Origin of the sequence: Bradyrhizobium sp. Cp5.3 (assembly GCF_000426265.1) — a bacterium.
In the GTDB taxonomy this organism is placed as follows: Bacteria; Pseudomonadota; Alphaproteobacteria; order Rhizobiales; family Xanthobacteraceae; genus Bradyrhizobium; species Bradyrhizobium neotropicale.
This window is the reverse complement of the sequence record NZ_AUFA01000003.1, coordinates 167,393-186,061: the sequence shown is the minus strand read 5'-3', so window position 1 is coordinate 186,061 and position 18,669 is coordinate 167,393. Positions and strand designations below refer to the sequence as shown.

Genomic DNA, 18,669 nt, shown 5'->3' with positions numbered 1-18,669 from the left:
TGAGCCTGTCCGCCCGCCTATGAGCGTAAGGTTGCGGTCGCGGACCGGACCACCGGCAATGAATTTCCCACCGGCATCATCTCATAGGGCGGCCTCCAGCCCGGCAGGGCCGCGATGCGCGCGCGCCACGCATCGATCGCCGGGAAAGCCGTGCAAAGATCGAAGCCCGTTTCCTCGACCGGGTAGTACAGATATCCAACGAGCGAGAAATCGACGATCGTCGGCCGGTCGCCCAGGATGAAACGCCGGTTGGCGAGATGCTCGTCGACGATCGAAAAGGCGCTCTGAACCCTTGCTCTCATGTAGGCCAGCACGTCCGGATGCAGCGGCGCCGGCGTCATGGATTGCAGCACCCGGTGAGCAGCAAAATTGCCGGTGAACTTATGGTTGTCGAACAGCAGCCAGCGCGCTGTCTCGAACCTCTCCTCCGCGCTCGACGGACCGAACACGCCATGGGTCTCGGCGAGCCACAGCAGGATCGCACCCGACTGGCTCAAATACCGCCCCTCGACCTCGAGCACCGGGATCTCGCCCATCTGGTTGGTCTCATGACGCCAAATCGCGTCGCGGGTCTCGCCGCCGGCAAAGTCGACGCCGACCGGCTCCCAGTCGATCCCGGCGCAGTTGAGAAACAGGGCGACCTTGAACGAATTGCCGGACGCCCCCACGCAATGCAGCCGGTATCGTGCCATCAGCAAGCCCCTCGCAGCGTTTCGATTACGGTTGTGATCATCCTCGCCGGCTGCTGACACCGTCATGTCAGTAGGGTGGGCAAAGGCGCGAAGCGCCGTGCCCACCATCGATCCACACAGCTATCCGAAATTGGTGGGCACGCTTCGCTTTGCCCACCCTACGATTTGAGAGCCGGCGCTTAGCGCGACGTCCGCCCCTTCCGCATCGTCGCGAGCACGATATCCGCGGCGAGTACACTCGGCGATTTGTTGCCGGTCGACATGATGGTGTCGAGTTGCGCGAAGGCTTCGACCTGCTGCCTCCGCAGCGGCGACTCCGTCAGAACCTCTTCGAGCGCCTGCGCGAGTTTTTCCGGCGTGCAGTTCTCCTGCAGGAATTCGGGGATCACGTCGCGGCCGATCACGAGATTGGCGAGGATGACCGAGGAGACTTGGATCGCCCGGCGCAGGATGAAGGCCTCGACCGCGCCGACGCGATAGGCCGTCACCATCGGAATTCCCGACAGCGCGAGCTCGAGCGTCACCGTGCCGGATTTCGCCAACGCCGCGCGGGCGATGCGGAAGGCGGCGCGCCTCTCGGCTTCACCAACCACGATCTGCGGCTTGATTTGCCAGTTCGCTACGCCCTCGCGCACCGTCGCTTCCAGATGCGGCATGGTCGGCAGCATCAATTCGAACGCGCGCCCTTCGGCCTGCAACCGGCCGAGCGCGGCGCCGAACACCTCGAGATGATGCCTGATCTCGCTGCGCCGGCTGCCGGGCAGCACCAGGAGCACCGGCGGCTCGCCATCGCGGCGCTTCTGCTCCTCCGTATTCGGCCGCAGCGACGGCAGCTGCTCGATCAGGGGATGGCCGACATAGCTGCATGGCGGCCCGCGCAGCTTGCGGTACTCCTCCGGCTCGAACGGCAGAAGGCCGAGCACGTGATCGACATAGCGGAGCATGGCGCGTGCCCTGCCCGGCCGCCAGGCCCACACCGATGGCGACACATAATTGACGATCGGGATCGCGGGATTGCGCGCGCGGACACGGCGCGCGACGCGATGCGTGAAATCGGGGCTGTCGATGATGACGAGCGCGTCGGGCGCGGCCTCCGTCACGGCATCTGCGGTCTCGCGGATCAGCCGCAAAATCTTCGGCAATTGCTGCACGACGGCGGCGAAGCCGACGATCGACAGCTCCTCGATCGGAAAAAGCGAGTTGAGGCCTTCGCGCGCCATGGTGCGGCCGCCGACGCCCTCGAACTGCACGCCATCGCCGAGCCGCTGGCGCAGCACCTTCATCAGCGCGCTGCCGAGCCGGTCGCCGGATTCCTCCGTCGCGATCAGGAATATCTTTCGTTCTGGATTCCGCCCCTGCATCACGCGGACAGGCCGATGACGAAAACAAATTTTGCGTCGGCGAGCTCGATCATGGCCTGCGGCTCGGCGGCGATGGTGTTGCCGGCGATGACGGCGACGCCGGCGAGCCCTGCGGCGGCGATGCCCGCGATGGTGCGCGGGCCGATCGTCGGCAGGTCGAAGCGCAGGTCCTGCCCGCTCTTCGGCGCCTTCACGAGCACGCCGCGGCCGATGGCAGCACGGATGCGCCCCTCCTCGCGCAACCGCGCGACACGCGCGAGCAGCGCGTCGGTCCCCTCGATGTCCTCGACAGCAACAACATGGCCGTCGATCACCACCGCGGCCTGACCGATGTCGAACGGCCCGAGCGCGGCCAGCACGGCGCGCCCGCGCTCGATGTCGGCCTTGGCATTATCGGCCGGCCACGCCCGCGTAATGCAGCCCTCGGGCATCAGGAGGTCGGGCGCGACGTCCTTGATGCCGACCATGCGGAATCCGTCCTGCTCGAGGAGGCGCCCGACGCCGGACAACAGATGATCGTCACCACCGCGAAAGGCCCGGATGACGCTGCCGAGCAGCCGCAGCGTCTTGATGTCGAACCGGATCTCGGAGAGCGAGGGCCGCACCAATGTGCCGATGAAGATGAGGTCGCGGCAGCCCTCCTCGCGAAACAACCGCATCGCGCGGCCGAGCTGGCCGACCGAGATCCAGCGATGGCGGAATTGCTCCACCCGCGCCGGATCGCAAGCGCCGCGCAGCGGAAACAATACCGGCGTGATGCCGCGCGCGGCGAGCGACTCGGCGACCGCGAACGGCATGGCGCCGCCGCCTGCGACGACGCCGATGGGAGAGGCAATCTCGGGAGCCGCTGACGTCATGGTGGCGGCCATCCTCGCGTCATTTCGCGATGGCGGGAAGGCAGAGCGGGCGTTTGCCCTTGCCGATGAAGCCGAGGATCTCGGCGATCGCGGGATCCGCGCCGGCGAGCGACTGCACCGCTTCGAGCCGCTCGGCGAACATGCCGGGGCCATGGAACAGCCGCTGATAGAACGCGCGAACGGTCGCGAGGCGCTGCTTGGTGAACTTGCGCCGTTTCATGCCGATGATGTTGAGGCCTTCCAGCACCGCGTACTGGCCGTTGATCAGCCCGAACGGAATGACGTCGTCGCGCACGCCCGAGAGGCCGCCGACCATCACCTGCGGACCGATCCGCGTGAACTGATGCACCGCGGACAGGCCGCCGATATAGACGGCGTCGCCGATCTCGCAGTGGCCGCCGAGCGTCGCCGAGGTCGCGAAGATCACGTTGTTGCCGACCATGCAGTCATGGCCGACATGGCTGTTGTTCATGAAGTAGCCGTCGTTGCCGACCCGCGTCAGGCCGCCGCCCTTGATGGTGCCGACATTCATCGTGGCGCCTTCGCGGATGGTGCAGCCCGAACCGATCTCGAGCTTCGTCGGCTCGCCCTTGTAGCTGAGATCCTGTGGTGCACCGCCGAGCACGGCGAACGGCGAGATCACGCAGCCGTCCCCGATCGAGGTGTGGCCGATGACAGTGACCTGCCCGATCAGCTTGCAGTTCGTCCCGATCACGGCGTTCGGGCCGATCATGCAATAGGGCCCGATCTCGGTGCCTTCGCCGATCACGGCGCCGTCTTCCACCCGTGCGGTGGGATCAATCTTACTCATCAAGAAGGTCTGATTATGTGTTGAAGTCGCTGGGTTTTCCGGTGGTTAGCGCGACTTTGCCCGATCTGTCCAGTGACGTATCATCTCGGCGTGTTTCAAGTGTCGCCCGAAGCGGCCGCCCCGACGCGTGAACGACTTCATCTCGTGCATTAAGAAGCGTGACGCGCGTGATAGCGCCCCAGCGCTCAGTCCGTCAGCATGGCGCCGACATCGGCCTCGGCGACGACCTGGCCGTTGACCTTGGCATCGCCGTGAAACCACCACATCGTCTTGCGGCGCCCCAGCGAACGCATGTGATACTCGATGGTGTCGCCCGGCAGCACGGGCTTACGGAATTTGCACTTGTCGATGGTGAGGAAATACACCGCCCGCGGCTTCTCGGTGCCCTCGACCGACGTGATGCCGATCACGCCCGCGGTCTGCGCCATCGCTTCGATCATCATGACGCCCGGGTAAACCGGCCGCTCCGGGAAGTGTCCCTGGAAGGCGGGCTCGTTGAAGGTGACGTTCTTGATGCCGATGCCGCTGTAGTCGGTCCGGATGTTGATCACCCGGTCGATCAGCAGCATCGGGAAGCGATGTGGGAGCGTGCGCAGAATCGCATTGATGTCCACCAGCTCGAACCTGATCGGTGCTTCCTCAGTCATTCCCGCCCCTCGTCCTTCGGATCGGCCTTGCTGTCGCGCACCAGACGCTCCACCGCGATGATCTCCTTGAACCACTGCTTGGTCGGCTTGGCAAAGAAACCGCCCCAACGTCCGCCTGCCGGGATATCGTCCTTGACGCCGCTCATCGCGGTGACCTGAGCCCCATCACCGATTTTGAGGTGATTGTTGATGCCAACCTTTGCTCCCAGCGCCACGTTGTCTCCGATCGTCAGGCTACCGGCGAGCCCGATCTGGGCCGCCAGCAGGGAGTGTCGGCCGATGGTGACATTGTGGCCGATCTGGACCTGATTGTCGATTTTGGTGCCCTCGCCGATCACGGTGTCGCGCAAGCTACCGCGGTCGATGGTGGTACCAGCGCCGATCTCGACATCGTTCTGGATCAGCACCCGTCCGGTCTGGGGCACCTTCAGGTGGCCCTCGGGACCGAAGAAGATGAAGCCGTAGCCGTCCTGGCCAATCGAGCAGCCCGGATGGATCAGCACGTTGTTGCCGATCAGGGCGCACTGGATGGCGGTGCGGGCGCCGACATTGCAATCACGGCCAATCTTGACGCCGGGGCCGATCACTGCCCCTACGCCGACCACGGTGCCGCTGCCGATCTCGACGTCCGGACCGATGACGGCCAGGGGATCGACGATAACGCCGTCCTCGAGCCGCGCCGTGGGATCGATGATGGCCGACGGCGCGATGCCGTCATTGCCGACCCAGGATTGCGGCCTGAGCGCATCGCCGTGCCATTCCCGCGCGATCCCGACGAAGGCGCGGAACGGCTGCGCCACCCGCAGCACGGCCACATGCGCGGGCACCTGCGCCTCGAAGCGCGGGCTCACCAGGCACGCGCCGGCCTTGGTCGCCTTGAGCTGATCGGCATATTTCAGATTGTCGAAGAACGTCAGATGCATCGGGCCGGCTTCGTCGAGCGAAGCGAGACCCGTGATGACGTGGCCGCCCCGGGAGGGGTCGACCAGCTGCGCCTTCGTCAGCGTGGCAATTTCAGCCAGCGCTGAGGCAGGCGGCTTCCTGAAGAAGGTCGGCTGCGCCATTCCACTCCGTCGCGGTCCGGCTTGGGCATGATGCGGTCAACACCGCATCATGCTTCATTTTATGGATCAGGCACGATCCTCACGCAAACCGGATCAATTCATCCGGATCATGCCCTGCTGCTCGAATTAGAACGAGGTGCCGCCGCCGAACCTGAACTCCTGCACACGGTCATACTTGCCCTTGGTGATCGGCACCGCGTAGTCGAAGCGCAGCGGTCCGAACGGCGAGGCCCAGATCAGACCGACACCGACCGACGAGCGCACCACGTTGCCGTTGTCAAATACCAGACCGGTACAGGTCCCGGCCGAGGACGGATTGATGGTCGACGGGATGCAGTTCGAGTTCTTCGTCGTGGTCAGTTCGTTCGTCAGCGCCCACGTCGTCGGGCCCTGGTAGTCGTAGAGGCCGCCGGCATCGGCGTAAACCGCGCCCTTCAGACCCACTTCCTTGGGCAGGAACCAGAACGGCATCTGCAATTCGAGCGAAGCGCCCCAATATTTGGTGCCGCCAAGCGCGTCCTGCGTACCAAAGGGGTTCAGATCGCGCGGACCGATGCCGTTCGGGGCAAAGCCGCGGACCAGATTCGGGCCCATCTGGAATTGATCGAGCATGCGAAGCTCGTTGTTGCCGATCTTGGTCAGTACGCCGCCCTGGAGATGGACGAGACCGACGAGATCCGACACCAGCGACTGGTAGTACTTCGCATCGACGGCGGTCTTGAGGTAGGTGACGTCGCCGCCGACGCCGGCGAAGTCCTGCCGGAAGTCGACGAGCAGACCGTCGGTCGGGTTCTTGTTGTTGTCCAGCGTGTTGTAGTTCAGCGAGTAGCCGATCGCCGAGGTCAGCGTCTTGCCACCCGCGAGTTCCTTGCGAACCGGCAGCGAGGCTTCGCCGTTGGCGTAGCAGCCGAGGCCGTTGGTCGAGCTCAGGTCGATTGGCGGCGTCTGGGAGGCGGCAAACGCTGGGCTTGGGTTGAACGCCGATGATCCCAAGTTGTTGTTACAGTCCGCCAGATAGGACGGCAGCGTGATCTCCTGCTGGTAGACCGAGTAGCGCACCTGCAGCGCCAGATCTTCCCGCAGGCTGAAGCCGAGGCGCGGGCTGAAGCCGAGCGTCTTGGTGCCGTAGGAGATGAAGCTGTTGGACAGCTGGGTGCGCTGATAGAGGTCGAGACCCAGCGCAACGCGGTAGTCGAGCAGATAGGGCTCGACGAAGGACAGCGAGTAGCCGCGCGCATACTGGCCGTAGGTCACCGCCGCCTTGGCGTACAGGCCGCGGCCCAGCAGGTTGCGCTCGGAGATCGAGACTTCGGCCAGCGCGCCGTCGGTGGTCGAGTAACCACCCGACACCGAGAAGTCGCCGGTCGACTTCTCCTCGAGATCGACGATCAGGACCACGCGATCGCTGGAGGAGCCGGGCTCCGTGGTGATCTTGACGGTCTTGAAGTAGTCGAGGTTCTTTAGGCGGCGCTCGGCGCGGTCGACCAACGCGCGGTTGTAGGCGTCACCCTCGGAGATGTCGAACTCGCGCCGGATCACGTAGTCACGCGTACGCGTATTGCCGCGGATGTTGATGCGCTCGATATAGGTGCGCGGGCCCTCGTCGATGTTGAAGACGACGGACACGGAGTGCGCTTCAAAATTGCGATCGCCGCCGGGACGCACCACGGCGAAGGCGTAGCCGCGACGGGACGCCTCGATCTGCATCTCCTCGACCGATTTCTCGACCGATTCGACGTTGTAGAGCGAACCGACGCTCACGCGCGAGTAGCTACGCATCACATTCGCGTCGAAATTGGCAATGCTGGTGCGGAACTCGACCGAGCCGACGCGGTACTGCTGGCCTTCGTCGATCTTGAAGGTGACGAGGAAACCCTTCTTCTCCGGATCGTATTCGGTGAGCGCGGCGACGACCTGCACGTCGGCGAAGCCGTGCTTGAGATAAAAGCGGCGAATCAGGTCGCGGTCGGCCTCGACGCGGTCGGGATCGTAGATGTCACCGCTGCTCAGCCAGCTCAGCAAATTCGATTCGTGAGTCTTGATGACGTCCCGCAAGCGATAGGACGAAAAGGCGTTGTTGCCGATGAATTCAATCGACTTGACCGAGGTCTTGGCGCCCTCATCGATCGTGAAGATGAGGTCGACGCGATTGTTGGGCTGCTCGATGATCTCGGGCGTGACGCGCACGTCATAACGGCCCGAGCGGCGATAGATCTCGGCGATTCGCAGCGTATCGGACTGCACCATGGCGCGGGAGAACGTGCCGCGCGCCTTGGACTGGACCTCGGCGGTGAGCTGCTCGTCCTTGATCTTCTTGTTGCCCTCGAAGGCAATGCGGCCGATCACGGGATTTTCGACCACGGAAACGATGATGTTGCCACCGGGGCCGCGGTTGATCTTCACGTCCTGGAACAGGCCGGTCTCGATCAGCGCCTTGAGGCCGTCATCGATTGAGGCCTGATCCAGGCGGCCGCCAGGGCCCGGCTTGAAATAGGAACGGATCGTCTCCACCTCGACACGGCGATTTCCTTCGACGGAAATCGACTGGACGGTCTGGGCAAGCGCAGACGAAGACACGAAAACAGCCCCAACCGGGGCAACCACCGGCGCGCCGAACATGATCAGGGTTGCGAGCAAGCCCCCCCGGAGTCGCAGTCCAAACTTCATGCGCAACGCCGCCTTATCATTCCGTACCAGACCCAACCCCAAAGCCGGTCTGGGAGATTCCCCAAGTTCACGCCGCTTGTAGCTAATTTCCCCGACGTCGCAAACGGCCGCGCGCGCCGCAATTTCAATTTCGTTCCAAGACGTTGCTTAAAAACAACGTCACAAAAAAGCCCGTATCACGATGCCGCCATCCGAAGGATGTCGTTGTAGGTCGCAAACACCATCAACATCAGCACAAGTCCCAGCCCGATTCGGAACCCCATCTCCTGAGTCCGCTCCGAAAGCGGCCGCCCACGCACCACCTCCGCCACATAGAACAAAAGGTGACCGCCATCGAGCAGCGGAATCGGGAACAGGTTCAAAAGGCCGATCGAGACCGACAGCACGGCACAGAGGTTGATGACGAACTGGAACCCGGCGCTGGCCGCCTGCCCCGACATCTTCGCGATGCCGATGACACCGCTCACCTCGCCCGGATTGCCGGTCCCCACGAACAGCGAGCCCAGGAACTTGAACGTGCTGGAGATGATGAACCAGACCTGCTCGACGCCGATCTTGAGGGCCTCGACATAGCCGACGGGCGTGGTCGAGACTTCACCGGCCTGCGACTTGTGCTCGACGCCGAGCACGCCGATGCGATGCTTGTTGCCGAAGGGATCCTTGCGCTCCTGCAGCGCCGGCGTCGCGTTGAGCGTCACGACGGCGCCGTCCCGCTTGACCTGGAAAGCCAGCGCGGAACCCGCGTTCATCGCAACGATCCGCTGCATGTCGGAAAAGCTCTCGATCGGCTTGCCATCGATCTGGACGACGACGTCGCCGACTTTGAAACCGGCTACCGCGGCGACGCCATCGGCCACGACACCGTCCACACGCGCGATCGTGCTCGGTTTGCCGTAGTACAGGGCCATGCCCGCGAAAATCAGGGCGCCGAGGATGAAATTGGCGATCGGTCCAGCCGCAACGATGGCCGCGCGGGGACCAACCTTCTTGTGATGGAAGCTACCGGCGCGCTCTTCGGGGGTCATGGCCTCGAGCGTCGCGGCTGACGGCGTCGAGGCCTCGCTCTCATCGCCGAAGAATTTGACATAGCCGCCGAGCGGGATCGCCGAAATCTTCCAACGGGTGCCGTGGCGGTCGTTGAAGCCGACCAGCTCGGGACCGAAGCCAAGCGAGAAGGTCAGCACGCGAACGCCGGCCCAGCGCGCGACCAGGAAATGGCCGAGCTCATGGAAGAACACGACGATCGTCAGGACGAACAGGAAGGGGACCGCGTAGCCAAGGAGCCCATGGCTCAACGTATTGAAACTATGCAGAAAAAAATCAGACATCGATTCTCTCACCCAGCGCCGTAAGGCCCTGGCCCCAAGCCATCTAGGATGCCTTTAAGGCAATTTGAGGCAATAGGGCGGCGGCTCTATTTCGCGCAACATGGTCAACGGAGATGGCATCGTCGGCGGACGTCAGAGGGGCTTGGTTGCCGCCCCGAATCCAGTCGTCCAGCGTGGCTTCGACCAGCCGCGCAATGGCGCCGAACCTGATCTTTCCGGCGATGAACGCCGCCACCGCGACCTCATTGGCGGCGTTGTAGACCGTGGTCGCCCCCTTCCCTGTCCGAAGCGAATCGTAGGCCAGGCGAAGCCCGGGGAAGCGATCGAAATCCGGAGCCTCGAAGGTGAGCTGGCCGATCTTGGCCAGATCGAGCTTGGCCGCCGGTCCCTTGATCCGGTCGGGCCAGCCGAGGCAGTGGGCGATCGGGGTGCGCATGTCGGGCGCGCCGAGCTGGGCCACGACCGAGCGATCGGAAAACTCAACCATGCCGTGGATGATCGACTGCGGATGAACGAGGACATCGATCTCGTCCGGCGTCAGCGCGAACAGATAGGACGCCTCGATCACCTCGAGCCCCTTGTTCATCATCGAGGCGGAATCGATCGTGATCTTCTGGCCCATGCTCCAGTTCGGGTGCTTCAAGGCCTGCTCGAGCGTCGCCTGCTCGATATCGGCAGGCTTCCAGGTCCGGAACGGGCCGCCCGAGGCCGTGATGATGACGCGCACGAGCTCGTCGCGATTGCCCGAGCCCAGCGCCTGGAACAGCGCGTTGTGCTCGGAATCGGCCGGCAGGATGCAGGCCCCTGCCTTGGCGGCGCGCTGCATGAAGAAATCGCCGGCGCAGACCAGACATTCCTTGTTGGCGAGAGCGACATGCGCGCCGCGATCGACCGCAGCCAGTGCCGGCTTCAGTCCGGCCGCACCGCTCACCGCGGCCATCACCCAATCGGCCGGACGGGCGGCAGCCTCGATCACCGCGCTTTCGCCTGCGCCGCATTCGGTGCCGGTCCCGGCCAGCGCGGCCTTGAGCTCGGCAAGCTTGGAGGTGTCGGCAATGGCGACGAAGCGCGCGGAAAACTCCTTGGCGAGCTTTGCCAGCGCCGCGACGTTGCCGTTCGCCGTCAGCGCCTCGACGCGATAGCGCTCGGGCGCTGCGCGAATGAGGTCCATCGTGCTGTCACCGATCGAGCCGGTGGCGCCAAGGACGGTCACGCTGCGCGCGGCAGCCGCCGCAGCCTTGTTGTTACGCAAAGGAACTGCGCTCATCTGATCACCAAACCATAAGACCGCTTCCAGCGCTATGCACACCATGGCGTAGGAAGCCGATAATCCATGCCATCAGGATGGCAGCGACAAAGCCGTCCAGACGGTCCATAAGTCCGCCATGGCCGGGAATTAAGTGACTGGAATCCTTGACACCGAAGCGCCGTTTCACCGCGGATTCGAACAGATCGCCGAGCTGCGAGACCACCGACAGGATGGCGCTGACAAGCAGTAGCGGAACCGCCTTTCCGAGCCCGCCAGCCGCAAAGCCCGCCGCAACCACGAGGCTGGCCGCGAAGCCGCCGAGCGCCCCGGCCCATGTCTTCTTGGGGCTCACGCGCGGCCACAGCTTCGGCCCGCCGATGCCGCGGCCGGCGAAATAGCCTCCGATGTCGGTCGCCCAGACCACGAGCAGCACGAACATCAACGCGGCGAAGCCATTGACCGGATCCTGCCGCACCAGGATCGAGGCGAGCAGCGCCGCCGCTGCGTAGGCAAAACCGGAAGCGGCCCAGACCCGCTTGCCCCCGGCGAGCAACACGATCACAGCGCCCCCGATGCAGCCGATGATGACGGCAAGCTTGAGCGCGCCGAAGGCGACACAGAAGCCCATGATGGCGAGGACGATCGTCCCAGTCCCGGTCAAAGCGACCGCCGTCGCTCCCACCACCATCAGCCATTCCGCGAACAGTCCGATCGACACCAGGGTGACAAGAAACGCCCACAGCCAGCCGCCGGCATAGGCCAGCGCAATGGCGAGCGGCGCCAGCACGATGGCTGCGGCCACCCGCATCACGAGATTGCTGGAGGCCGGCGCCGAGCCGGCCGGTGCGGCGTCGGGTTCGCTCACGAGGCGGTTTTCGCGACCAGGCCGCCGAAACGGCGCTCGCGCCTGGCAAACTCGGCGATCGCGCTTTCGAGCGCGGCCTTGTCGAAATCGGGCCAGTGGATCGGCACGAATACGAGCTCGCTATAGGCGGCCTGCCACATCAGGAAATTGGACAGGCGCTGCTCGCCGCTGGTGCGGATGATGAGGTCGGGATCGGGAATGTCAGGCGCATCCAGATGGGCGCCCAGCGCCTCGGCATCGATCGAGGCCGGATCGCGCCGGCCGTCCGCAACCTCGCGCGCGAGCTTCTGCGCAGCTTTCGCGATCTCCTGCCGCGAGCCGTAGTTGAAGGCGACGACGAGCGTAAGCCGCGTGTTGTCGCGCGTTAGCTCCTCTGCCTCGTTCAGCAGCGCGCAAATATCGCCTTCCAGCCCTTCCCGCTCGCCGATGATGCGCACCTTGACGCCATCGCGATGCAGGGTCGCAAGATCATTGCGGATGAAGCGCCGCAACAGGCCGAAGAGATCACCGATCTCGCTCGCCGGGCGCGACCAGTTCTCCGAACTGAAGGAGAAGATAGTGAGATAGCGGATGCCAAGCTCGTGCGACGCACGCACGACGCGGCGCAACGCCTCCACGCCACGGCGATGGCCTTCGGCCCGCGGCAGTCCGCGCGCAGCCGCCCAGCGCCCGTTGCCATCCATGATGATGGCGACATGCGCGGGCGCCTCGGACCGGTCGGGTCCTTCCGTGACGGGCGCGGCGGCGTTGGGCATAGAGGCTGCTCTAGACGGTGAGAATTTCTTTTTCCTTGGACGCCAGCAACTGGTCGATCTCGGTGATCGTGCCGTCGGTCGCCTTCTGCACCTCGTCGGCGTGACGCTTCTGGTCGTCCTCCGACATTTCGTGATTCTTCTCGAGCTTCTTCAGGACGTCGAGGCCGTCGCGACGGACGTGGCGTGCGGCGACCTTGGCAGCTTCCGCATATTTATGCGCGACCTTCACCAATTCCTTGCGCCGCTCTTCGTTCAACTCGGGGATGCGCAGGCGCAGCACCTGGCCTTCGGTCGCGGGCGACAGGCCGAGATTGGAATCGACGATCGCCTTCTCGACCGGCTTGACCATGGACTTGTCCCAGACCTGCACCGAGATCAGCCGCGGCTCCGGCACGCTGACGGTGGCAAGCTGGTTGAGCGGCATGTGGCTGCCATAGGCTTCGACCTGGACCGGATCGAGCATCGAGGCGGAGGCGCGCCCCGTGCGCAAGCCACCGAGCTCGTGCTTGAGAGACTGGACGGCGCCCTGCATGCGGCGCTTCACTTCGTTGAGGTCGAAATTACCCGTGGCCATCACGCTTCTCCTTCAAAAACCTGGCGCCGCGCCCCGCGCCCTCACCGAGGACGCCCGATGGGCCGTCAGCCAGCGACGATCGTCCCGTGGCCGACGCCGCGCAGAATCGCGCCGATCGAACCGGGCTCCGCGATCGAGAACACGATGATAGGCAGCGACGTCTCGCGGGCAAGGGCGAAGGCGGTCGCATCCATCACCTTGTAGCCGCCCTCGATCGCCTGCGAATGCGTCAGGCGGTCGAATCGCTTGGCAGTCGGATCCTTCTTCGGGTCGGCCGAGTAGACGCCGTCGACATTGGTCGCCTTCAGGACCGCTTCCGCGCCGATCTCGGCGGCACGCAGCACTGCCGTGGTGTCGGTCGTGAAGAACGGATTGCCGGTTCCGCCGCCGAGCAGCACGATTCGACCCTCGGCGAGATATTTGTGCGCCGCAGTGCGGGTGAACAGCTCGGAAATCTCGGGCATGACGAACGCCGACAGTGTGCGCGCCGGCGTGCCCTTGCGCTCGATTGCCGCCTCCAGCGCGAGGCAGTTCATCATGGTGGCAAGCATGCCCATGGTGTCGCCGGTCGGCCGCGACACGCCACGGGAGGACACCTCGACGCCGCGCACGATGTTGCCGCCGCCGATCACGACCGCAACCTCGGTGCCAAGATGGCGTGCAGCGATCAGGTCATCGGCAACCCGGTCGACGGTCGGCTGATCGATGCCAAACCCCTGCTGCCCAGCGAGGTATTCGCCGGACAGCTTGATCACCACGCGACGGTAGACCGGATCAGTCATGAGCACTTTCCTCGTCCGGCCGCCGCTTCCGGCGGCACGCCGGAAGGAACGTTCCGGCGCTTACTTCTTGCCGCTGGCCGCCGCGACTTCAGCCGCGAAGTCGCTTTCCTGCTTCTCGATTCCCTCGCCGAGAGCATAGCGCACAAAGCCCGCGATTTTCACGGGGCCGCCGACCTTGCCCTCGGCTTCCTTCACCGCCTGCGCCACCGACTTGCCGGTGTCGTGGATGAAGGCCTGCTCGAGCAGGCAGACTTCCTTGTAGTAGGTCTTCAGGCCGGACTCGACGATCTTCTCGATCACGTTCTCGGGCTTGCCCTGCTGACGATATTTGTCGGCAAGGACGTCCTTCTCGCGCTTCACAACCGCCGGATCGAGGCCGGACGGCTCGAGCGCGAGCGGATTGGCGGCCGCGACATGCATCGCGATCTGGCGGCCGAGCGCGGCGAGCTCGTCGGCCTTGCCAGGCGATTCCAGCGCCACGATCACGCCCATCTTGCCGGCGCCGTCGATCACCGCGCCATGGACGTAGCTCGACACCACGCCCTGGCTCACTTCGAGCGAGGCGGCGCGGCGCAGCGTCATGTTCTCGCCGATGGTGGCGATCGCATCATTGATTGCAGCCTCGATCGTGACGTCACCGACCTTGGCGGCCTTGATCTTCTCGACGTCCGCACCCGCGTCGAATGCGACCTGGGCGATCATCTTGACGAGGCCCTGGAACTGGCCGTTGCGCGCGACGAAGTCGGTCTCGGAGTTGACCTCGACCACGACGCCCTTGGGGCCCTTGGTGAGCGCACCGATCAGGCCCTCGGCCGCGACGCGGCCGGACTTCTTGGCGGCCTTGGACAGGCCCTTCTTGCGCAGCCAGTCCTGCGCCGCTTCCATGTCGCCGCTGGTCTCGGTGAGCGCAGCCTTGCAGTCCATCATGCCTGCGCCGGTGGACTCGCGCAGGTCCTTGACCATCGCAGCAGTGATCGTTGCCATCGTTGAAAATCCTTCTTGCCTGCCGGTTTGCCGCGGCGTGGCACTCAAATTGCCCCGCCGCGGTCCATCTCAGGAATTCGCGTCAACTGAAATGGTGGCCGGAACATAACCGGCCAACCCATCGCTCTTTTTGATTATTCCGCTTCCGCGGTCAGCGCCTTGGCCTTGGCCACCCAGGCGTCCGCACGGCTGGGCAGACCGACTTCTTCGCCGATCTTGTGCGCGGTGTCGTGGTCGAGCTCGGCGAGCTGCCAGTAGTGGAAGATGCCGAGGTCGTTGAACTTCTTCTCGATCGCGCCCGACACGCCCGGGAGCTTCTTGAGGTCGTCGGCCGTGCCGCGCGGACCGGCAAGGCCCTGGAAGCCGCCGGTGGACGGCAGGTCCTCGGCGAGCGGCTGGGCCGATGCACCGATGTCGATGCCGGAATCGCCCTGGGCCCGCGAGATGCCGTCGATCGCCGCACGCGCGATGAGATCGCAATAGAGCGAGATCGCACGGCCCGCGTCGTCATTGCCCGGCACCACATAGGTGATGCCCTTCGGATCCGAATTGGTGTCGACGATCGCCGCGACCGGGATGTTGAGCCGCTGGGCTTCCTGGATCGCGATGTCTTCCTTGTTGGTGTCGATCACGAAGATCATGTCGGGCAGGCCGCCCATGTCCTTGATGCCGCCGAGCGAACGGTCGAGCTTGTCGCGCTCGCGCTGCAGCGTCAGGCGCTCCTTCTTGGTGTAGGAGTTGGCTTCGCCGCCGGCCAGCACCTCGTCGAGGTGACGCAGACGCTTGATCGAGGCCGAGATCGTCTTCCAGTTGGTCAGCGTGCCGCCGAGCCAGCGCGAATTGACGAAGTACTGCGCGCAGCGCTTGGCAGCATCGGCAACGCCGTCCTGCGCCTGGCGCTTAGTGCCGACGAACAGGATGCGGCCGCCCTTGGCAACCGTGTCGCTGACGGCCTGGAGGGCCTGGTGCAGCATCGGCACGGTCTGGGCGAGATCGACGATGTGGATGTTGTTGCGGGTGCCGAAAATGAACGGTGCCATTTTCGGATTCCAGCGGTGAGACTGGTGACCAAAGTGCACGCCAGCTTCGAGCAGCTGACGCATGGTGAAATCGGGTAGCGCCATAGTTCTAATTCTCCGGTTGGTTCCTCCGGAAACGTGTGAGCAAAACGGAGCGTTCTCGCCCCGGCTGCCACCGGACGGCCTTGTGAGCCATGTTTCCGTGTGAGATGGCGCGCTATATAGCGCCATTTCGGCCAGAAGCAAGGAAATAAGGGCCTTTCGGGACGTTTACGGTCCGCGAAAGGCCCCTTCCCCAAATACCACCCTGATCCCTAGCATTTCGGCTTGTCGGGCGGGCATTTCTTGGCCGCCGGAGGCGGCGCTGCCGGGCGCGGCGGAGGTGCCGCCGGACGCGGCGGCGCCACGGCGACCCTTGGCGGCGGCGGAGGCGGTGCCGGCCGGGCGACGGGCGGCGGCGCGGGCCGAGCGGCTGCGACCGGTGGCGGCGCCGGCCGTGGCGGCGGAGGCGATGCCACGCGCGGCGGCGGGGGCGCTGGCCTCGCCACGGCCTGCGGCGGCGGGGTTCGCACGACGGGGGGCGGCGGGGCCGGCCGCGACGGCGGCGCAACATGGGTCACCGGGGGCGGCGGCGAGGTCGGCTTGGCCTGCGTCGGCGGCGGCACCAGCTTCTCGCGCAGAGCCGGCTTCTCGAACGGCTGCACATTGGCGTGCGCAGGCGGCGATGGCGGGGTCAGCTTGGTCTCTCCGGGCTTTGCCGGCGTATTGGCCGTATTCGCCGGACTGACCGTATTGGCGCGCTCTTGGACGTTCGGATGCGCTCCTCCCGTAGAGGCCGCGTTTGACGGCGTCGTCTGCGGCGTGAGCTTGGCGTTGGCAGGCTCCGAGCTACTCCCGGGTTTGGCGGTGGCGCCAGAGCTACCAGCGGGATTCGTCGAGGATGTCGACGAAGACGTCCCCGTGGCCGCCGTTCCTGTCTGCGGCGCGCCCTTGATCGCGGGCGCGGTCTGGCCGGGCACGGGCAAGGTGTGGCTGGACGACGGACTGGCCTTCGCATCCGCCGTGCTGGGCGCGGTGGCAGTATTCGCCGGATTGGCCTTGGCTCCGGCCGTGGGCGCGGTGGCGTTGCCAGTGACCGGCGCACCGGGGGCTCCCGTCTTCGTCGTTGCGTTGCCGGTCGCCGCTGTCGCCGCGCCACCGGTCGCCGGCGCGCCCTGCGTTCCCGTGACCGTTGTGCCCTGAGCTCCCGTCTTCGCCGCGGCGCTGCCGGTTCCGGGCGTGCCCGTTAGAGTTCCCGCAGCGGCGTTGCCGGTCGGCGACGTGACTTGGCTCCTTGTCTTCAAGGCTACCGATCCGGCCTTCGTTGTCGGATCAACCGAAACCGTGTTGGGGACCGGCGCCTTGTTGTCCCGGATGAGAGCAGCCTTTTGAACCACGGTCGGCGGCACAGCCGTCGTTGCCCCGATAGGCTTTCCGGATGCTGCCGCAGTGGCGGTAATAGCCGGATCACCCGCCGCCGTTACCGTCGGCGGCTGGTTGATCACGGTGTTGATGACCGTGGTGTTGTGGATGTTGTTGAAGATGATGTTGTTCGGCGGCGGCGCGACATAGACCGGCGGCGCCACAAACACCGGGATCGGCACGAACACCGGCTGCGGCAGCACGAACAGCCCGACCACGGGAAGCGGCGGCGGCAGCACGACGAAATCCGGCGGCGGCGGCGGGCAGAAATAGACCGGCGGCGGCGGCGGCGGCACGAAGCCAAAATCAGGGTCGCTGAAATACAGCACGGGACGGTCGACATAGACCACCTCCGCCGGCGGCGGCGGCGGCACGTCGTAGTCGATCATCGCAAAGCTCGGCGGCGGCTCGACCGGCGCGGTCAGCATCACCAGACGACGGCGTGCATCGGACCAGTGCGGTCCGCGCGGATAGCGGCGCAGATACGACCAGTACGCCTCGGGCGAGTCGGTCCGGTAGGTCCGCCGCCAGGTGATCGCTTCGCGGCGCGCCGCCACGATCACCGTCACCCGCTTCGCCATCGGGTCATCGGGATAGGCCGAGAGAAATTCCTCATAGGCCGGCAGCGTGTCGCGCTCAAGCGCTGCCGCATAGGCGTCCTGCACGCCGAGATCGCGGATCGGCTTGTTGCGGATCGCGGCGACCTGGTCCGGCGCGGCCTGCGGCGGCGGCGCGTCGGGTGCGCTCACGAAGAAGCTGAACTGCGCGCTCACCTTCTGCTCGTCCCACGGCACCTGCGCGCCCTTGCTGGATTCGTTGACGCGCAAACGGAGGCGATCGAACACCTCCGGCAGCGGCAGGCCGCCGGTGCGGATCATTTCGGCGAGCGACTGCGCGTAGATGCCGTAGGGCCCGGGTTCCTCGGGCGCCACGGTGCCGGGCGCCGCGTTGAACGCGATCAGCATGTTCGCCTCGGGCTCGACCAGCGCCAGGCCGCTCGCGATCGGCTGGCCACCCTCGATAAAGGGCTGCGCCCGCGCCGCGTCGAGCACGACGATGTTCGCCTTGAGCGGAATGGCGGCGAGCTGGCGGACATAGTCGCTGATGCGCAGCGCCTCGGTCGGAATGTCGGTGTCACGCGCGATGTTGGAATCGACCGGGACGAAATAGTTCTCGCCGGCAAGCTGCACGCCATAGCCGGCAAGATAGATCATCGCGACCGTGCCCGGCCCTGAAGCCTGCGCCTTCTGGATGAAATCGCGAAAGCTCTTGCGCAGCGTGTCGCCGTCGAGATCGCGGGCGCCGACGACGTCGAACCCCGCCGCCTGCAGCGTTTGCGCGATCAGGCCGGCATCGTTCGCGGTCGTCGCCAGCGGCGACTTGGCGTAGGCGCCGTTGCCGACCACGAGCGCGATGCGCTTTTCCGGTTGCTGCGCCTGGGCCGGATCAACGAGCCCGCTCGCCGCCGCAACGAAAAGAATTGGCAGGAGGAAACAGATGAAGGCCTTGTGTGTCCCACGCATGGCTTGCTTGCCCGCTATTGTTGTTGAGGT

General features: G+C 65.3%; 16 protein-coding genes. All 16 read right to left on the bottom strand.

The features are described from left to right. Positions 1-17: 17 nt before the first annotated feature. Positions 18-692, bottom strand: a complete 675-nt coding sequence (locus tag K289_RS0106160; protein WP_027550692.1) for a glutathione S-transferase family protein — start codon at positions 690-692, stop codon at positions 18-20. Positions 693-871: 179 nt separating this feature from the next. Continuing rightward, positions 872-2,056, bottom strand: coding sequence for a lipid-A-disaccharide synthase (gene lpxB / locus K289_RS0106155; protein WP_156917819.1), 1,185 nt, complete (start codon positions 2,054-2,056; stop codon positions 872-874). Further along, complete coding sequence (locus K289_RS0106150; RefSeq protein ID WP_035684124.1) at positions 2,053-2,910, bottom strand: LpxI family protein; 858 nt, start codon at positions 2,908-2,910, stop codon at positions 2,053-2,055. Before K289_RS0106150 ends, lpxB begins: the two co-directional genes overlap by 4 nt. A 19-nt stretch (positions 2,911-2,929) precedes the next feature. Beyond that, positions 2,930-3,721 carry an acyl-ACP--UDP-N-acetylglucosamine O-acyltransferase gene (lpxA, locus tag K289_RS0106145; protein WP_027550689.1) on the bottom strand — a complete coding sequence of 264 codons (792 nt, stop codon included), beginning with the start codon at positions 3,719-3,721 and terminating at the stop codon, positions 2,930-2,932. Positions 3,722-3,906: 185 nt separating this feature from the next. Continuing rightward, positions 3,907-4,368 carry a 3-hydroxyacyl-ACP dehydratase FabZ gene (gene fabZ / locus K289_RS0106140; protein WP_027550688.1) on the bottom strand — a complete coding sequence of 154 codons (462 nt, stop codon included), beginning with the start codon at positions 4,366-4,368 and terminating at the stop codon, positions 3,907-3,909. Continuing rightward, positions 4,365-5,432 (bottom strand): UDP-3-O-(3-hydroxymyristoyl)glucosamine N-acyltransferase, encoded by a 1,068-nt coding sequence (lpxD, locus tag K289_RS0106135; protein WP_027550687.1) that lies wholly within the window; start codon positions 5,430-5,432, stop codon positions 4,365-4,367. The genes fabZ and lpxD overlap by 4 nt, the downstream gene beginning before the upstream one ends. A 126-nt stretch (positions 5,433-5,558) precedes the next feature. Continuing rightward, positions 5,559-8,099 (bottom strand): outer membrane protein assembly factor BamA, encoded by a 2,541-nt coding sequence (gene bamA, locus K289_RS0106130; protein ID WP_027550686.1) that lies wholly within the window; start codon positions 8,097-8,099, stop codon positions 5,559-5,561. A gap of 176 nt (positions 8,100-8,275) precedes the next feature. Continuing rightward, positions 8,276-9,427, bottom strand: coding sequence for an RIP metalloprotease RseP (gene rseP / locus K289_RS0106125; protein WP_027550685.1), 1,152 nt, complete (start codon positions 9,425-9,427; stop codon positions 8,276-8,278). 43 nt (positions 9,428-9,470) lie between these two features. Then, positions 9,471-10,694, bottom strand: a complete 1,224-nt coding sequence (dxr, locus tag K289_RS0106120; RefSeq protein WP_027550684.1) for a 1-deoxy-D-xylulose-5-phosphate reductoisomerase — start codon at positions 10,692-10,694, stop codon at positions 9,471-9,473. A gap of 4 nt (positions 10,695-10,698) precedes the next feature. After that, entirely contained in the window at positions 10,699-11,541 is an 843-nt protein-coding gene (locus K289_RS0106115; protein WP_027550683.1) for a phosphatidate cytidylyltransferase, read from the bottom strand. Continuing rightward, complete coding sequence (locus K289_RS0106110; protein WP_027550682.1) at positions 11,538-12,296, bottom strand: isoprenyl transferase; 759 nt, start codon at positions 12,294-12,296, stop codon at positions 11,538-11,540. Before K289_RS0106110 ends, K289_RS0106115 begins: the two co-directional genes overlap by 4 nt. A gap of 10 nt (positions 12,297-12,306) precedes the next feature. Continuing rightward, entirely contained in the window at positions 12,307-12,870 is a 564-nt protein-coding gene (gene frr, locus K289_RS0106105) for a ribosome recycling factor (RefSeq protein ID WP_027550681.1), read from the bottom strand. Positions 12,871-12,935: 65 nt separating this feature from the next. Next, the gene (pyrH, locus tag K289_RS0106100) at positions 12,936-13,652 is read right to left on the bottom strand and encodes a UMP kinase (RefSeq protein WP_027550680.1); all 717 of its coding nucleotides are present in this window, start codon (positions 13,650-13,652) and stop codon (positions 12,936-12,938) included. 60 nt (positions 13,653-13,712) lie between these two features. Beyond that, positions 13,713-14,636: a translation elongation factor Ts gene (tsf, locus tag K289_RS0106095; RefSeq protein ID WP_027550679.1), complete on the bottom strand. Its 924-nt coding sequence runs from the start codon at positions 14,634-14,636 to the stop codon at positions 13,713-13,715. A 134-nt stretch (positions 14,637-14,770) separates the two neighbouring features. Then, complete coding sequence (locus tag K289_RS0106090; RefSeq protein WP_027550678.1) at positions 14,771-15,760, bottom strand: 30S ribosomal protein S2; 990 nt, start codon at positions 15,758-15,760, stop codon at positions 14,771-14,773. A gap of 209 nt (positions 15,761-15,969) precedes the next feature. Next, positions 15,970-18,639, bottom strand: a complete 2,670-nt coding sequence (locus K289_RS0106085; RefSeq protein ID WP_027550677.1) for a caspase domain-containing protein — start codon at positions 18,637-18,639, stop codon at positions 15,970-15,972. Between the last annotated feature and the right edge of the window lie 30 nt (positions 18,640-18,669).

Bases quoted from the DNA above. Each gene is read 5' to 3' on its own strand.
- K289_RS0106160 (WP_027550692.1), bottom strand. From the start codon at position 692: ATGGCACGATACCGGCTGCATTGCGTGGGGGCGTCCGGCAATTCGTTC.
- K289_RS0106150 (WP_035684124.1), bottom strand. From the start codon at position 2,910: ATGACGTCAGCGGCTCCCGAGATTGCCTCTCCCATCGGCGTCGTCGCA.
- lpxA (WP_027550689.1), bottom strand. From the start codon at position 3,721: ATGAGTAAGATTGATCCCACCGCACGGGTGGAAGACGGCGCCGTGATC.
- fabZ (WP_027550688.1), bottom strand. From the start codon at position 4,368: ATGACTGAGGAAGCACCGATCAGGTTCGAGCTGGTGGACATCAATGCG.
- lpxD (WP_027550687.1), bottom strand. From the start codon at position 5,432: ATGGCGCAGCCGACCTTCTTCAGGAAGCCGCCTGCCTCAGCGCTGGCT.
- bamA (WP_027550686.1), bottom strand. From the start codon at position 8,099: ATGAAGTTTGGACTGCGACTCCGGGGGGGCTTGCTCGCAACCCTGATC.
- rseP (WP_027550685.1), bottom strand. From the start codon at position 9,427: ATGTCTGATTTTTTTCTGCATAGTTTCAATACGTTGAGCCATGGGCTC.
- dxr (WP_027550684.1), bottom strand. From the start codon at position 10,694: ATGAGCGCAGTTCCTTTGCGTAACAACAAGGCTGCGGCGGCTGCCGCG.
- K289_RS0106110 (WP_027550682.1), bottom strand. From the start codon at position 12,296: ATGCCCAACGCCGCCGCGCCCGTCACGGAAGGACCCGACCGGTCCGAG.
- frr (WP_027550681.1), bottom strand. From the start codon at position 12,870: ATGGCCACGGGTAATTTCGACCTCAACGAAGTGAAGCGCCGCATGCAG.
- pyrH (WP_027550680.1), bottom strand. From the start codon at position 13,652: ATGACTGATCCGGTCTACCGTCGCGTGGTGATCAAGCTGTCCGGCGAA.
- tsf (WP_027550679.1), bottom strand. From the start codon at position 14,636: ATGGCAACGATCACTGCTGCGATGGTCAAGGACCTGCGCGAGTCCACC.
- K289_RS0106090 (WP_027550678.1), bottom strand. From the start codon at position 15,760: ATGGCGCTACCCGATTTCACCATGCGTCAGCTGCTCGAAGCTGGCGTG.
- K289_RS0106085 (WP_027550677.1), bottom strand. From the start codon at position 18,639: ATGCGTGGGACACACAAGGCCTTCATCTGTTTCCTCCTGCCAATTCTT.